This window comes from Rhizobium cerradonense (genome assembly GCF_030182455.1).
Taxonomy (GTDB): Bacteria; Pseudomonadota; Alphaproteobacteria; order Rhizobiales; family Rhizobiaceae; genus Rhizobium.
The window spans coordinates 25,221-40,096 of sequence record NZ_JAQJCK010000026.1 but is presented as its reverse complement, the minus strand read 5'-3'; the positions used below and the strand labels follow the sequence as shown (position 1 = coordinate 40,096).

At 56.1% G+C, this 14,876-nt stretch carries 14 protein-coding genes and 2 pseudogenes; 7 read left to right on the top strand and 9 right to left on the bottom strand.

What is annotated here, in order from left to right; genetic code table 11:
• Positions 1-25: 25 nt before the first annotated feature.
• The 4 genes from nifW to PH547_RS30715 form a co-directional block, all read right to left on the bottom strand.
• Entirely contained in the window at positions 26-409 is a 384-nt protein-coding gene (gene nifW / locus PH547_RS30730) for a nitrogenase stabilizing/protective protein NifW (protein ID WP_004126055.1), read from the bottom strand.
• A 195-nt stretch (positions 410-604) separates the two neighbouring features.
• Positions 605-1,831 (bottom strand): cysteine desulfurase NifS, encoded by a 1,227-nt coding sequence (gene nifS, locus PH547_RS30725; protein ID WP_004126059.1) that lies wholly within the window; start codon positions 1,829-1,831, stop codon positions 605-607.
• Positions 1,832-1,878: 47 nt separating this feature from the next.
• Complete coding sequence (locus PH547_RS30720; protein ID WP_120764277.1) at positions 1,879-2,520, bottom strand: iron-sulfur cluster assembly scaffold protein; 642 nt, start codon at positions 2,518-2,520, stop codon at positions 1,879-1,881.
• A 25-nt stretch (positions 2,521-2,545) separates the two neighbouring features.
• Entirely contained in the window at positions 2,546-2,866 is a 321-nt protein-coding gene (locus PH547_RS30715) for an iron-sulfur cluster assembly accessory protein (protein WP_004126065.1), read from the bottom strand.
• 484 nt (positions 2,867-3,350) lie between these two features.
• Here PH547_RS30715 and PH547_RS30710 point away from each other — a divergent pair, with 484 nt between their 5' ends.
• Positions 3,351-4,007, top strand: coding sequence for a nitrogen fixation protein NifQ (locus PH547_RS30710; protein ID WP_004126068.1), 657 nt, complete (start codon positions 3,351-3,353; stop codon positions 4,005-4,007).
• A gap of 45 nt (positions 4,008-4,052) precedes the next feature.
• On the opposite strand, the gene rpoN is transcribed toward PH547_RS30710, so the two are convergent.
• A complete protein-coding gene (gene rpoN, locus PH547_RS30705; RefSeq protein ID WP_120764276.1) occupies positions 4,053-5,495 on the bottom strand; it encodes an RNA polymerase factor sigma-54 in 1,443 nt (480 codons plus the stop codon).
• 79 nt (positions 5,496-5,574) lie between these two features.
• On the bottom strand, positions 5,575-6,114 hold the full coding sequence (locus tag PH547_RS30700) for a peroxiredoxin (protein WP_004126073.1): 540 nt from the start codon (positions 6,112-6,114) through the stop codon (positions 5,575-5,577).
• Between the two features lie 733 nt (positions 6,115-6,847).
• On the opposite strand from PH547_RS30700, the gene PH547_RS30695 reads away from it, so the two are divergent.
• Entirely contained in the window at positions 6,848-7,711 is an 864-nt protein-coding gene (locus tag PH547_RS30695) for an isocitrate lyase/phosphoenolpyruvate mutase family protein (RefSeq protein ID WP_240535520.1), read from the top strand.
• A 77-nt stretch (positions 7,712-7,788) separates the two neighbouring features.
• A pseudogene (locus tag PH547_RS30690) lies at positions 7,789-7,936 on the top strand (SOS response-associated peptidase); the annotation flags it as partial.
• 76 nt (positions 7,937-8,012) lie between these two features.
• Here the strand turns inward: PH547_RS30690 and PH547_RS30685 are convergent.
• Positions 8,013-8,741 carry an amino acid kinase family protein gene (locus tag PH547_RS30685; RefSeq protein ID WP_184805628.1) on the bottom strand — a complete coding sequence of 243 codons (729 nt, stop codon included), beginning with the start codon at positions 8,739-8,741 and terminating at the stop codon, positions 8,013-8,015.
• 999 nt (positions 8,742-9,740) lie between these two features.
• On the opposite strand from PH547_RS30685, the gene PH547_RS30680 reads away from it, so the two are divergent.
• From PH547_RS30680 to PH547_RS30665, 4 genes and pseudogenes are all read left to right on the top strand, one after another.
• The gene (locus tag PH547_RS30680; protein WP_004126081.1) at positions 9,741-10,307 is read left to right on the top strand and encodes a nuclear transport factor 2 family protein; all 567 of its coding nucleotides are present in this window, start codon (positions 9,741-9,743) and stop codon (positions 10,305-10,307) included.
• A gap of 115 nt (positions 10,308-10,422) precedes the next feature.
• A pseudogene (locus PH547_RS30675) lies at positions 10,423-10,785 on the top strand (SDR family NAD(P)-dependent oxidoreductase); the annotation flags it as partial.
• 19 nt (positions 10,786-10,804) lie between these two features.
• Positions 10,805-11,926, top strand: coding sequence for an SDR family oxidoreductase (locus PH547_RS30670; protein ID WP_285170288.1), 1,122 nt, complete (start codon positions 10,805-10,807; stop codon positions 11,924-11,926).
• 246 nt (positions 11,927-12,172) lie between these two features.
• Positions 12,173-13,228: an LLM class flavin-dependent oxidoreductase gene (locus PH547_RS30665; RefSeq protein ID WP_004126087.1), complete on the top strand. Its 1,056-nt coding sequence runs from the start codon at positions 12,173-12,175 to the stop codon at positions 13,226-13,228.
• 179 nt (positions 13,229-13,407) lie between these two features.
• On the opposite strand, the gene PH547_RS30660 is transcribed toward PH547_RS30665, so the two are convergent.
• Both PH547_RS30660 and PH547_RS30655 read right to left on the bottom strand, forming a co-directional pair.
• Positions 13,408-13,953, bottom strand: coding sequence for a hypothetical protein (locus PH547_RS30660; RefSeq protein ID WP_184805623.1), 546 nt, complete (start codon positions 13,951-13,953; stop codon positions 13,408-13,410).
• 141 nt (positions 13,954-14,094) lie between these two features.
• On the bottom strand, positions 14,095-14,556 hold the full coding sequence (locus PH547_RS30655) for a hypothetical protein (RefSeq protein WP_028755198.1): 462 nt from the start codon (positions 14,554-14,556) through the stop codon (positions 14,095-14,097).
• Positions 14,557-14,876: the final 320 nt, after the last annotated feature.

The window sequence follows — 14,876 nt, the reverse complement described above, 5'->3', positions numbered from 1 at the left end:
CGTTCAAGCCGGAACCATGTCGCATTCACTCCCTGCCGAAACGCTTCAAGATAGAATCGAATGGCACGAACGTGTGACCCGGTTGGGCAGGCTTGGCCGGATTGTGATCGTTGAGCACCTTGAAGACCCGGTGCGCAAGTGGCGAGGACGTCGCAAAATCTTCGTAGGCGCGTTCAAGCATGGCGCGTGCTCTGGCAGCAATCACCTGTTCCGGGAGATCGGCGAAATCCTCTTCGGCGAGGTATTGTCCCATCCGCTTCATGATGTGAAGCCGCGAGACGTCAAGCACCTTCGGATCATAGGCGACGTCAAGCAGCGCGAAAAACTCCTCCGCGGCAGACAGATTTTTCAACCGCGCGAGGATTTCGGCCGTATCGCTGGTTCGACTGGCGTTGCAAAAACTGTTCATAACATTCTCCCCGTTTGGAACGATGCTCTGTGGTGCTCCGGTGCGATGACCCGCGGTCGCGAAAGCCCCGCAGGAAAAGTGCTCGCTCTTACGGCTACAAGTGGCTTTGCCAGTCCGAGCTCTTCTGCCTCGCAACAGCGACGAACATCGCCTGGTTCCGTCAAGCCAGATCGAGTCTTCAGAAAGTGAACCGCTTCATGAGGTGTTTCCGTCCGTCTCCGTAGGCTTCATAAAAGCCAAAGGTCTTCGCCGCTTTGCCGGCGTCGGCTTAAACGAAGAACCATCTCGTAAACTGCCGACGATTCCGGGTAAGACATCGAGCACGCGATCTATATCCTCCTCGCAATTATCACGCGACAGGGAGAAGCGAATGACCCCGTGGCTCGAGATATCGGGAATGTTCATCGCGGTCAGGACATGGCTCGGCTGCGGCGACTGAGAAGTGCAAGCCGAGCCGGAAGAACAGGCGATGCCATAGCGGTCGAGGAGAAGCAGTAAGCCATCACCGTCGACTTGGTCGAAGGCGATGTTGGAGGTGTTCGGCAACCGCTTTTGCTTATCGCCGGTGACGAACGCATCTGGGATGCGCTGCAGAAGCCCTCTTTCCAGGCGATCTCGCAGCGATCTTACTCGTCCGTTCTCTTCCTTCATGAAGCTCGACGCAAGTTCAGCGGCCTTGCCGAGCCCGACGATGCCAGCGGTATTTTCCGTGCCGGCGCGCCGGTCGCGCTCCTGATGTCCCCCCTTGATCATCGGATCGAAGCGCACGCCGCGCTTTACCCAAAGCGCACCAATCCCTTTGGGTCCGTGCAGCTTGTGGCCCGAGAGCGACAACATGTCGATCGCACTCGATTTCAGGTCCATCGGCAGCTTGCCGACCGCCTGCACTGCGTCTGTATGGAAAAAAGCGCCAACTTCCTTGGCCAACTTAGCGAGGTCAGCGACAGGAAAAATCGCGCCCGTTTCATTGTTTGCCCACATGATCGAGACGAGTGCAACATGTGGGGTGAGGGCAGCCCGGTATGTGCGCAGGTCGAGGCGACCATGCCGATCGACTGGAATCCTGTGCACCTTTATGCCACGCGTCCTCTCAAGGTGCGCGCAGAGCGTTAGCACGGCCGGATGCTCGACTGCGGACGTCACGATCTGTGTGCGATCGGGCATGATTTCGAGCGCTGACAGGATCGCTGCATTATCGCTTTCCGTGCCGCCGGAGGTAAAGACGATCTCATGCTCGAACTCTGCACCGATCAAAGCTTGCAATCGTTTGCGCGCGGTCATTATCGCGGCACTTGCCGAGGCACCAAAACTGTGACTGGACGAAGGATTGGCAAATTGATCAGTAAAGAACGGCAACATCGCTTGTACGACTTCAGGATCAACTCGCGTCGTTGCATTGTTGTCGAGATAGACAGATCTCATGGAAGCGATCCTCAGTTGGCGGAGTGACCTCGGGTAGGCTCCGTCGTTCACCGCTCGGGCAAGAACAATCGCCGCAGCGTTCGATTGGTCGAATTGGCTGCAGGAACGTTATCTGGCAATTTCAGGCTCCGGTGAACTTTGTTCAGGCGAGCTCCAAGCATCCTCGATCCGCGGCGACATGCCGCCGAAAAACCCCGTCGGTTACAAAGATATTTCTTGGACCTCGAGTACGCTGCCTTCCTTTGTGCCTGCCGACAAACTCGTCTCTGACCTAACGAGGCCTTCAATGAACAGCGCCGCAGGGACCGTAACAGTCGCTTCTTCGACAGCTGTGAAGCATGTGACCGGATCGCGCGACTTTGCGCCACACATGAGGCAAACGGCGACGGCGAGGTGGATGGCGGCCGGTCGACAACATACGTTAAGTCGCAATTGATGTTTCGAATGGCTTCATAGGCGCTCTTGCCCACAATAAATTCGATGAACTCGGACGAGCAGGCGATCGCGAAACGGGTTCGGAGCGACTGCAGTGTTGCGGCACTGATCGCTTCCGTCGGCCGATCGAATCCCATCATTAATTCAACCGCATCCCCAGATGCGACCTTGTTTTCAGATTTGGCTGTTTGCAGAATGCGGGCGCCCTTGTGATCGCAAAATGATGTCTTGAGCTTGCCGCGATACTTCCGCATGACTTTTCACACCAACCCCGGATGGTCAGGCAAAGGACTTACCACAAGCGCACATCTCTGCCGCGTTGGGGTTGTCGAAGACAAATCCTGAGGACTCCAGCCGTGTAACGAAGTCCACCGTCATGCCGTTGACGTGTGGTTGAGAGCCTACGTCCACGAACAGTGTAATCCCGCCTGTTTCGATGATCGCATCGCCCTCGCGTGGGCCGCTCTCCGGTCCCATCAGGTATTTGAGCCCGGCGCAGCCGCCGGTCTCGACCGCGATGCGCAGGCCTTCGGCCGGCTCGTCCGCTCGGCTGAGCGCAATCTTCATGGCGGCAACGGCGTTCTCTGTGAGCGTGATCATAAATATGGTTCTCATTGGTCGTCGGGAAATTTGCAAATGACCTTGCATGTGCCGTGCCAAAGAGAAAAGCATTGAGCAGGCGTCGGATCTTCCGCTGGCAATATGCATGCGCATGCCCGACAATGTCCGACATCACTGAACGTCCAACATCAAAAAGGAGCAGTCACCCGTGATTTGGGGACGCCCGCCAAAGACATCACTGCGCCATTTTCACGCCGTTGCCGTCATCGTAGCTGGGAAAAGGTTTGTAGCAGGCGCACCGGGAAAGGCCCTGGGTACCAACAACGATTGTCTGGTTTGTCGATTAGCCGACATTTTGCGTTGGCCAATCTGTATTTGCACGCTCATCACGTTGTTGAGAAACTCCCGGAGAGTTGTGCCGACGCTGTTTATCGCCAGGCTGGCATAATTTTTGAAGCTTTCTCGTCATGGCCGCTATAGCTGCAGGCGACCTTGATCAATGAAACGAAGGAGCAAAAGCGCCGTGTCAGATCAGCATCAATTCCAGATCTTAAAGGGAAAGAGCATCAGTCCCAGGATACTAATGTCTGATCGGTGGCGACATTCACAGTCATCCAATGCCAGGCTATGGCTGCGAATGGGCTTGGAGATAGACTTTGACGACTATGTACTTACCTGTGTCTTTTCGCGAGCGCTTCAGGAGATTGAAGCTGGCCAGGCGTCGGCGACCGAGGCGACCGGGCTTTCTCGCGCCGAGCTGCGGGACATCCTGACACGAAGTTTTCATGCCAAGCTCATCGACGCCTTTTTTCCGGAAGAGGCGAGCGATCCAGAGCTCGGCACGGAGGAAGAGCTCCTGCGTGACTTGCTACTTTCGCATGCCCGTCCAAACGATCCATTCAGCGCCCGGTTTGCTAAAATCATTGCCCGCCGTGCCCTGCGCGACGACCATCTATGGCAGGACCTTGGTCTATTTGACCGAGCCGAGCTTGGTCGGTTGTTTGCCATGCATTTTCCGACGCTAGCGGCAGGCAATACCAACAATATGAGGTGGAAGAAGTACCTTTACCGCAAGCTCTGCGAGGCTGAAGGTTTCTCGCTCTGCGCCGCTCCCAGCTGTCAGGAATGCAGTGATTTTAACGCGTGCTTCGGCCCCGAAACGGATGAAGCCCGTCGTTAAGTCGCTTTCGCGAGCAGTGCAAGATCGTCAGCGCTTGGTCGGCGCCTATACAAATCCCGCACGGATCTCTCGACGACGTTGAACGGAAGAGGGGATATTCATTGCTTCCCGGTATTTTGCGACGGTGCGGCGCGCAATATCGATCCCGCTTTCCCGAAGTTGGGCGACCATATTGTCGTCGGAGAGCACACTGTCCTCCGTTTCCGCGGCGATCATTGCCCTGATGCGATGGCGGATCGCTTCGGCCGAGTGTGCCTCGCCGCCTTCCGAGGATGCAATCGCGACCGTGAAAAAATACTTCAGTTCGAACACGCCGCGAGGGGTGAGCATGTATTTGTTCGAAGTCACACGGCTCACCGTCGACTCATGCATCTCGATCGCGTCGGCGACAGTCTTAAGATTGAGAGGCCGAAGATAGGCAGTGCCGCGTTCCAGAAAGACATCCTGCTGGCGGACGATTTCAGTTGCTACCTTAAGGATCGTCTTGGCCCGCTGATCGAGGCTGCGAACCAACCAGTTCGCGTTCTGGAAGCATTCGTTGAGGAATGCCTGATCACCGGTATCATGCGCGGTCAGACGAGAGACTTCGGCAAAATAGGTTTGGTTGATGAGCACCTTGGGCAACATCTCGGGATTGAGTTCGATCTGCCACCCGCCTGCGGTCGAGGGCAGAACTCGAACGTCCGGTATGATGGCCTCCGGCCGTCCCGATTGGAACCGGTTTCCGGGCCTCGGATCGAGTGTCCGGATCTCATGCAACATGTCGAGAAGGTCGTCGTCGTCGACACCGCAGCGCCGCTTCAATGCGCGAAAGTCACGTTGTGCAACCAACTCAAGATTTGCGACCAGCGCTTCCATAGCAGGGTCGAACCGATCTTGCTGCCGTAACTGTATCTCGAGGCATTCCCTAAGAGTTCGTGCAAAGATTCCAGGTGGATCGAAATGCTGCAAGGTCGCGAGGACTCGCTCGACGTCAGCCTCGTGGACACCCAGCCTTGCCGCCAGCTCTGATAGGTGCACCTGAAGATATCCAGTGCTTTCCAGATGATTGGCAAGCGCACCGGCAATCAGCCGATCTCGTGAGCTGAATGCTGTGAGGGCGATCTGCCGGGCGACATCGTCGTGCAATGTTTCAGTAGAAGCAGCAAACTCCTCGAAGCCCGGCGGGTGCTCTGACGACGCGTTGGCGGAACTTCGAATTGATTTCCATTCTCCAAGTGGCTCGGGAGCCTCGAGCCTTGTCGGCGCATCAACCTTGCCATCGTGTGTGGCACTATCGGGCCTGTTCTCCGAGGTCGAGACGACATCGTCAGAGGCGATGCCGTCACTTGAAGCCAGTTCTAGAAACGGGTTCTTCTCCAATTCCTGCTCGATGAACTGATGCAGTTCGCCATGCGCCAGTTGCAGCAAGCGAATAGATTGGATGAGCTGAGGCGTAATAACCAGCGATTGCTTTTGGCGCTGGAGAAGGTTTGCTAAATACTGCATCCTAAGAGAGAAACCCCTATCGATCTTGGTACTTAGTCGCGCGAATTTTTCATTTTATGAGGCTTCAGTCCTCCGGTGCTTATGCTGCGGCCGTGGCCTTCAGCGTTTCCAGGACGTTTTGCGGCGATGAAATGCCGTAGGGATCGGTTTGACAGTTGTCCGAGAAGCCTTCTTCCTCAAACCACTGCTCTACCACGCCGTTATCGACCAGCGCCGCGTAGCGCCAGGAGCGCATTCCGAAACCGAGATTGTGCTTGGCAACGAGCATGCCCATCTTGCGAGTAAATTCTCCCGACCCGTCAGGGATGAGCTTGACGTTGAGAAGCCCTACGGACTTGCCCCAGGCGTTCATGACGAATGCATCGTTTACGGAGAGACAGTAAATCTCATCGATGCCCTTCTTTTGAAACTCCCCATAAAGCCTTTCGAAATCCGGTAGCTGTTGGTTGGTGCAGGTGGGGGTGAAGGCGCCTGGCAGCGAAAACAAGATGACGCGCTTGCCGCGGAAATAGTCGTCGGATGTCTTGTCTTTCCACCGATAAGGGTTCGGCCCTGGTAGGGCCTCATCGCGAACACGCGTCCGGAATGTGACGAAGGGAACCTTCTTTTTGATGTTCATCTAACTGTTCCTCATACCGACAATTGACGCGATGTTTGGCGATTGCGGCTGCATATCCGATCTCGGTCGATATATATTGATCAAGCAAGCGCCATGCCATTTGCCTTAAATGCAGAAAATCATTGTACTGCCGGAAGGAGCCTGGGTTTGAGTAGGAGCGCCTCCGACAAGGGCGCTGACCCAACCTTCTCACCTCGAATGACCTCCGCCGCGGTGACATCGGTTGGGTCGCTTGTTATCGGCAAGCGTCCGATGTTCGCAAAAGACGGAACCGTTTCGGATAGTCATGTCAGATCCTTGAACGAGCACCGCCGGCAGGCTTTGACGTGGCCGCCGTGCTCGCGTTCTTAGGCATAGCGATTTGCCGAGACAGCTCTTCTCATTGCACCGACTGATGTGCCGCTGTTGTTGCTCTCGATCATATCAAGATCGGGACGTGCGCCACCCTCCAGCTCTTCGGCAAGGCGCCCGCGTGTCCGGTCGCAATGAGATTAAAAGTTCGTGCCGTGTCATCGCTATTGAATGATTAGGTTCTCCCTCGCGGGGTCATTCGCCAACCTTTTGATGTGCGAAACGGGACAAGAATGTCGGGAGACCGACGATTGGATTACAAGGCCTGGCCGCCGGCCGGGGCAAGTCGTGCAGTGCGGCCGCCCGCGCTCATCCGGCATGCAACTTGCGTCTTTGATTGTTCGCTGCGCTTGGAACTTTCCGATTTTTGATGGAGCATGACATGGATCAAAAGGTTTTCGTTCCAAAGAGCATCGGGGCGATTGAGGATCCGACGAAATCGCTCCGCGATCTGATTTCCTCCCCAGACCTGACGCACCTGATGGGAGCGCATGATGGGCTTTCCGCGGCGGTCGCCATGCAGGCGGGCTTCAAGGCCATTTGGGCGTCTGGCCCGTGCATTTCGAAGAGCCTCGGCTATCGCGACGTCAAGGAGGCAAGCTGGACACATTTGATAGAGGTGATGGAACGAATGGCGGACGCCAGCGGCCTGCCGATCCTCGCTGACGGTGATTCCGGCTTCGGGAACATGAATGGCGCGCGGTTAATGACAGCAAGGCTCTTGCAGCATGGTGCCTCTGGTGTGTGCATCGATGATAAGAGCTTCCCGAAAATGAATTCCTCTGTCGGCAATCGTCCTCCGCTGGACGATATCGAAAAGTTTTCCGGCCGCCTAAAGGCGATTAAGGATGCCACGGGAAACGACCTCGTGCTTGTCGCTCGCACCGAAGCCTTGATCGCCGGTTACGGTCTCAAGGCGGCACTATTGCGCGCGGACGCCTACGCGAACGCCGGCGCCGATGCAATCCTGATCCACTCGGGGGAAGCGAAGACGCACGAGGTTCTCACCTTTGCGAAGCAATGGAAACGGCTTCCTATCATGATTGCGCCTTCGAATTACTATCGCACAGTCATTTCAGCGCATCATGAGGCTGGCATCTCGAATGTCGTCTGGGTCAACCATGCGATGCGTGCAGCGATTGCAGGTATGCGGGCCGCGTACAACTGGATCATCGCCGAAGCAAGCGCCGGGCCGATTGGGCAGGAGGTCGCGAAGCTCGACGACGGACCCGCTGCGTTATGGTGAACCGTCTTCGGCGAAAATCGGTATCTCTCTGCGCGCGTGATTAGCATTTGTAAGCTGAAGCGGTCAGCCTCGGTACGGTGTCTGCGGAGCCCGATCCGGACGACTTAATGAGACACTTTCCCGCCGAGCTGATGACAATGTGGCCGATCGGCAAGGATGTGGGCTTTGAATGACCGCCCCGATATCATCGAGCCTATCGAGGATGCGGAGCCGCCGTCACTGTGATCGGTGACGAGATTTTGAAAGAACGTGCCGCAGAAAGGTACCACGATCGGCCGTTTGAAGTCGGCATTATCGTTAACTAAGCAGAACATGATGGGACCCTTTCATTTGTGGTGATGTAGGTCGCTCTCACATGCTTTCCCTCGGTCCAATCACGCAGCCGGTTTGGATGGGTGCCGTTGATAACGACCCCCGCAGCACCCCGCAATGACATGAAATGAGCTGCACAAGCATCGACTGACGCATGACCAAGCTCGGCAAGATCGTGGGCATCTATTTCCTCGATCAACGCCCCCGGATCGTGAGTTGCCGCATTGCGATAGACGCCGTCTACATCGGTCAGAATTGCCATTAGCGGAGCATTGGTTACCCACGCAATCCACGCCGCCACAGCGTTAGACGTTATGTCCAAACTCCATTCGACCGAATCCGTTGTGAAGAGCATGCGCGAGGCAAGCAGAACCGGAATTTTGCCAACCTTTGCCAGGCTCCGACATTCGCTCAACGTTGCAGACGGAACAAGTTTCGAAGAGAAGGCACGATTCGCCAGCAAATATCCTGTCTCATCTTGGACAAGAGCGCACGCGTGATGGGTCATCACCGATGGGGGAGGATATAGGTCTTCAACACGCTCAATCGCCTTGTCGTTTAAGTCTCCGCCAGGAACGACCAAAATTCGATGTCCACGCTCGACCAAGCGCTCGAGTTCGGCGACAGCCGTCCTAAAAACCGACAGATCATGCATGAGGCTTCCGTGGAACTTGACAACTATTGAAAAGCCGCATGGGGGAAGACTTTGGGTGAACATGCCTGAACCTCGCCCTGCCACTGTGAAGGCGCCATGTAGGTTTTGCGGGCTTCTCGATGTCAGATGGAGAACTGAGACCTTCTGAAAAGCCGCAGCGTACAACTGCATCCGTTCAACGCCATTTGGGAGAGCAAGCTCGATTACGTTGAACCTAATGTCGAGAAGTTTCGTCGCGTTTGAAAAGTCGCTCTTCCTCCATTTCTCCGCAATTCTTCACCGAACGATGTTGGAGACGTCTCGAACGTGCTACGGCTCTTTGTCCGGGATGCTCAAGCTGACGGGCCTTTCATTTAGCTGTAGGCCTACATGATCCAGTGTTCCACGCAGCGACCAACGAGAGAAATATGTCTCGGCGGCTCTCACTGCGTCGCAACAACCTCAAAAACCATGCCAACTTTGCAGAGCGAGCCCGCGAAAAGTTTTCTCAATGTTTCCTACCGACTTAGGGCTGAAGATAGCGAACACCTCAGAGGCGGCGTCGTGAAGATTCAAACGCACACACTGTCCAATTCGTCAGATAACCGACACGGGTTTTGTTAAGTCAATTTCTCGCCGTCCCACGCTAAACATTTGAAATTGACGAACGAAACCATTCCGTCCGGCGACACGGGTCGCGTTGGCGTGAGATTTGAATGGGATGGGTGCTGGAATGGCGATGCTGACCTGTAAACGATTATTCGATCCGGTCGGCAGGAGAAAAGGCGGACCGTATCAAATCGTCCAATCGGATTTTGTCAAAGAAGAGAACAATGGAAGCCAAAAGAGCGAACGGTCTGACGTGCCATATTCCCGACAACTTTAAGCCGCGGCTGAGCGAACTTACGGACGTCGAACCAAACGACGGTTTGACAGATGAGAAGCATATTGGCGGGCCGCCCCGTGCCAGGTGCAAAGTGTAGCATCTCCTCGATGATCCGCCGGCTCCGAATATCCTGGCGCCGTTGCGGCGTCGCTCAATGTACGAATGCCTCTTCCCATCTTGAAATTAGCGACAAAGCGATGCGCCACGAACAAATTACCGAATTACTTGATCGGGAGGCGATCCGTGATTGTCTTTATCGATACTGTCGCGGGATAGATCGGGCAGACGAGGCGGCGCTGCGCAGTGCGTACTGGCCGGATGCGCATGACAACCACGGCGCTTATTCGGGCTCGGCAGAGGGGTTCATAGAGTTCGCGCGCGGTGTCTTCAAGACCGAACAGCGCAACATCCATCAGATCACGAACATTCTGATCGAGTTCATCGACCCGGCGGAGGCTGCCGTCGAGAGTTACTTCACTGCGCTGCAACGCGGACCGGACGGGGCAAGGACACTACGTCAGGTTCTCTTGTGCGGCCGTTATTGCGATCTGTTTCAGAAAAGGGAAGGTGAGTGGCGCATCGCCGAGCGGACTGTCGTCTACGATTGGTTCGAGGAACAGCCCGCGCCAGTGACCTCCGAGACGGAGCGTTTCGGTCTCCGGCAGCCGATCGGGGCATCATATCCAATCGATCCGGTCTATGCGCTCTTGAACCGTCGTTTTCTTCAGAAACGTGAAGGCCACATGGCGAAAACGCCTCGGTGATGAGCGGTTTCAGATCTTCGTCGGCGGCGAAATGGAAACGTGACCTTTCTGTCTACCGCCATGTCGGGATGGTTGTCCGGAAAAAAGGTCCGGGAAACGGTCAGGAGAATTCCTCATGAGAAAGCAACGCGTCGTCATCATTACAGGCGCTGCAGGCGGGATCGGCCGCGCACTCGTCGACGCTCATCTCAATGTCGGGGACATTGTTGTTGCCGCGGACCTCCCGGACAGCGGTGTGCTTGAACTGGCTCGCGCTTTCGGCGCTGCGGATCTCGGACTTGAATTCGATGTCTCACGGGAAGAGGACATCCTTGCCCTTTATGAGCGGATCGACGCGCAGTTCGACCACATCGACGTTCTTGTCAATAACGCGGCGATGGGGCCCAGCATGGCCGCGACCACGCAGACCCCCATCGACGACTTCCGACGCGTATTGGCGGTAAATCTGATCGGGCCCTTCCTCATGGCTCGCGAAGCCGCACGGCGGATGCAGCCAGGTGCTGCGATTATCAACGTCGCCTCGATGGCGGGGGATAATTGGCAATCCAAAACGCAACGCCTACGCTGCTTCGAAAGCGGGCCTTATCTCGATTACGAAGTCGCTCGCCTGCGAGTTGGCTTCACTTGGCATCCGCGTGATGGCAGTGGCGCCGGGCTATGTGCGAACGCCGATGGTCGCGCAATTGGAACACGCTGGCCAGACGAACTTAGAGGCGGTGCGCAGCCGTGTGCCGATGGGGCGCATGGCGCGTCCGGACGAAATTGCACGAGCCGTGCGGTTTCTCGCCAGCCCGGATGCGCACTGTATCAACGGCACGGTGCTGACAATTGATGGCGGGTGGATGTCCTTCAACCAGCCTGGCGACGCGCACCCGCGAGTAAGCGAAATACCACAAGCCGAACTTTCCCGTCCGCCACAATCAACCAATAAGCGGATTGTCCTCGTCACGGGCGGCGCGACCAGCATAGGCGCGGCCGTTGCTCGCCGCTTTGCAGCAAATGGCGATACCGTCGTACTTGCCGACATAAACGGCGCCGCGGCGGCGAAGTTCGCAAAATCCCTCGGCGGCGAGCACATTGGAAAATCCGTGGACATTGCAAGCGAAATGCAGGTGGTAGCACTGTTCGACGATTTGCGGGAGCGGTTCGGGGGGCTTGATGTCCTCGTCAACAGTGCCGCTTGGCCCGACAGTTGCAAGTCGGGAGTTGAGCAAACGCCTGCCGAGATCGCGCGCGTCATTGATGTCAACCTCACCGGTGCCTTCACCTGCGCGCGTGAGGCTATCAAAATGATGCGGCCCGACGGGGTAATCCTGAATATCGGATCCATCAACCGCTCCCTGACGATTGCCCAGCGCCATGCATATGGCGCATCAAAGGCGGGCTTGGAAATGCTGACCCGCTGCATGGCGGCCGAACTCGGGCCGGTTGGCATTCGGACTGCGACGATTGCTCTTGGCTTCATTCACACACCTGATAGCGCACAGAACGCGATCAGCCGCCGCAACCCAGCCCTTGGCGGGGGGCAGTTCGAAGGCATGGCAAACGCCGCGTTCTTCCTAGCTTCGCCAGATGCTTCATACATCAACGGATCGACCCTCTACGTCGGCGCCGGCTGACTTCGGACAATGTTGTATTCTACCCACGATCGGAAGCATTCACGGGAAATCGAAAACGACACTGTGTGCCAAACGGCATCCGGAACGTCATCGAATTTGACAGTTTTAAGGAGCACTTGCGGCCGGGGAACGGCAAGCGATTTTGTTTCAAAGCCCCGAATATCAAAAAAGCCGATTGGATCAGTAGCCACGGATACATGCCCGCTGACCATTCGCGAATGGACCCAACGTGAATGAGGAAACGTTATGGAATTTGCGACCTTCATCCTTGCCTCCCAGCGGGGCTATCATCAATCGGCCGACAGAATCATCCGCAACTCAATCGAACAGGCAGTCCTTTCGGAGCAAGCTGGCTTCAACACCGCATGGTTTGCCGAACACCACTTCAACAACTATAGCCTCGTTCCATCGCCGTTGATGATGGTGGCCCATTGCGCCGGCCGGACGAACTCCATCCGCCTCGGCACTGGTGTTTGCGTATTGCCGCTTTATCAACCGCAGCGCCTGCTTTCCGAGATAGGTTTCGCCGATATCGTTTCGAGCGGCCGCCTGGAGCTTGGCGTCGGCTCTGGATATCAGCAGTTTGAGTTTGACCGCTTTGGTGTCGATATCGATGAGGCGCCCGCTGTCTTTTCGGAATATCTGGACGTCCTTCTCAAGGGCCTCACGCAAAAGATTTTTGAGCACAATGGCCAATATTTAAAGGTACCACCGACGGCGATTTCGGTGCGGACTATCCAGAAGCCGGCCCCCCCAATCTGGATCGCTACGGCGTCCGGATACAACATGGGCCGGGCCTATCGGGAAGGACACAATCTTTTCGTCACGGCATTCCACGATGGCTTGGGCGCTTTAAGCAAGCTTCGCGAGAGCGTCGAGAACGCGGCACTCGCAAAAGGTAAGGATGCCGCGGATGCCAAGATTTCGCTGTTGCGTTGTTGTTATGCCAGCGATAACGAAACGGAGATCAACAGCTATCTCGACAACGCCCGTTTCCAGCGCCGGCTATCGGAAGCGCTTCATCAGCGCCGCCAACAAACCGAGGACGGCTATCTTCTGCAGGAAACCCCGACCAAGCAGGACCTGTCGTTTCAGACGATGCGCGACAATCTACCAATCGGCAGTGTGAATCGGGTGATCGATCGCCTGCTCGAAGAGATCAGTGTGCTGAAGCCGTCCCAGATCGCAATTCACTGCCAATTGGGCGATTTCGATCATCAGGCGATGCTGCGGCAAATCGAACTCTGGGGAGACAAGATCATCCCGGCTGTCAACAAGTCGCTCGGTCATGCGCAGCCATGACCGGATAACCCCTTCCGAGATCACAGAGCAATTTTTGATGATGAACCGTCTGGATATCACTGAAGTCGGTCTCGGTTCACGGCGAACGGCCCTCGCTGACGATCCGGATCTCTGGCCAGAAGAGACGGCGATTTAGACTTTGGCGAACTCGCTACAATAAACTGCCGTAGTGACCATCATCACCCAGCGAGACTGAGTGTCTCGAAGTGAAATGGGCCGCGTACCCCGGCGGAAAAACGCTCGGCGGCGTTCAGAGCCATCTCTAACCTTTCGCGAGGCGGTGAGCTTGATGATGCATAGAGCGCGCCCAGTGCTATTTGCTGACCACATCCACAGGCGTCAAAGCCATCGACCGGCTCAACAACCTGGTAATCATCGTCAATTCTGAAAAGCCTTCCGGCATAGCCGACGAGGAAGGTGCCGCCGCGCTCGACTTCGTCCTGCCGCCGTGCGTAGCCGCCATCTTTCAGGCACTGGCGAAGCGCGTCGACGAAATCCGTCACCATGAAGGCATAGACATCCGTTTCAGGATCTCTTTTGGGCGGCTTGAGCGAATGTGCCAATAGCTGGCCCATTCTGAACGAAGAGGTAAACCCGAAGAGAAAGTCCTGGTTGCGGAAAACTTTGCGATCGGCTCGGAGGGTAAGCGAATAGCCGGCCACACCAGCGCTATCGCCGCCGATGTGAACAGATCCGTCGCTGATCAAACCGACAATGCATGTCATCCGCCGTCGCTCCTCCTGTGGGCTGATTAGTAGAACCCAATGTCGCCACTGGCTGCCGACCATGCTTTGTCGACTTTGCTGCCCCAAGCTCTGCAAGCAAACAGCTTGCCAAACAGCGCCTCGGCCACTGTCAACCGTGTGTCAGCTTCCCGACGGTATTGCCGCTTTCTGGCCGATTGGCGCGATTACCGGGTCTGTGATGAACCGGCACGCGCTCGCCTGAAACTTCAATAAATCTTCGCGATGTTTTTGCTTCGGGGGACGATGTCGGATTTGTTCCGTCCGCGACACCGACGTGTTCGCCAACTGACGCATCCATGCTTGAACCGTTGGGATAGCGGTCATTTCACGCTCTTTGCGCAGCTGGCACGGCTTTTGAAGTTCCTTTGCCAGGAGGTGATAGAAACGATGACCTGTGACGAGATCGATCCGATGAAAGGAGGAGAAAGGCATCATGCCAAGTCTGGCGCAGATCCGCATTAAGTCCAAAAGGACCGTTACCTGCCTGGCATCGGAACGCTCGATTGCTGGAGTGGCGGCGTTCTCATAATTACTCGGCTCGACCAATAGTCGCCAATGAACCCCGCTGGTTTCAATGAACATGTGCTTACCCGACTTTCGCATTAGTCGGATTAGAGTCGCGCAGGTGCGGCGGTGAAACAGCCGTTCTGGCGCCAAATTGAGGACCGCCTTTTCTTTGCCGCGCCAGCTACGATTTTTCCTGCGGAGGTGAGTGGAGCCCTAGTTCTGTGCGAGCTTTCCGCGAGCCTAGACCGAACCGTCTGACGATTGCTCCGTTTGCGGAGATCATCGCCCAGCGGCCACGGGAGCAGTAACGATTTCTGGCAGGGCTAAATCCATTTGGTCGGCTAAGACAGCCACGTGTTTCTCACCTTCGGAGGCTCGGCAACACAAAACCAGGC

Excerpts from the sequence above, each read along its gene's own strand:
- PH547_RS30680 (WP_004126081.1), top strand. The coding sequence starts at position 9,741 with ATGCGCCACGAACAAATTACCGAATTACTTGATCGGGAGGCGATCCGT.
- PH547_RS30665 (WP_004126087.1), top strand. The coding sequence starts at position 12,173 with ATGGAATTTGCGACCTTCATCCTTGCCTCCCAGCGGGGCTATCATCAA.
- PH547_RS30655 (WP_028755198.1), bottom strand. The coding sequence starts at position 14,556 with ATGTTCATTGAAACCAGCGGGGTTCATTGGCGACTATTGGTCGAGCCG.
- PH547_RS30685 (WP_184805628.1), bottom strand. The coding sequence starts at position 8,741 with ATGTTCACCCAAAGTCTTCCCCCATGCGGCTTTTCAATAGTTGTCAAG.
- PH547_RS30695 (WP_240535520.1), top strand. The coding sequence starts at position 6,848 with ATGGATCAAAAGGTTTTCGTTCCAAAGAGCATCGGGGCGATTGAGGAT.
- nifS (WP_004126059.1), bottom strand. The coding sequence starts at position 1,831 with ATGAGATCTGTCTATCTCGACAACAATGCAACGACGCGAGTTGATCCT.
- PH547_RS30700 (WP_004126073.1), bottom strand. The coding sequence starts at position 6,114 with ATGAACATCAAAAAGAAGGTTCCCTTCGTCACATTCCGGACGCGTGTT.
- nifW (WP_004126055.1), bottom strand. The coding sequence starts at position 409 with ATGAACAGTTTTTGCAACGCCAGTCGAACCAGCGATACGGCCGAAATC.
- rpoN (WP_120764276.1), bottom strand. The coding sequence starts at position 5,495 with ATGCAGTATTTAGCAAACCTTCTCCAGCGCCAAAAGCAATCGCTGGTT.
- PH547_RS30660 (WP_184805623.1), bottom strand. The coding sequence starts at position 13,953 with ATGACATGCATTGTCGGTTTGATCAGCGACGGATCTGTTCACATCGGC.
- PH547_RS30715 (WP_004126065.1), bottom strand. The coding sequence starts at position 2,866 with ATGATCACGCTCACAGAGAACGCCGTTGCCGCCATGAAGATTGCGCTC.
- PH547_RS30720 (WP_120764277.1), bottom strand. The coding sequence starts at position 2,520 with ATGCGGAAGTATCGCGGCAAGCTCAAGACATCATTTTGCGATCACAAG.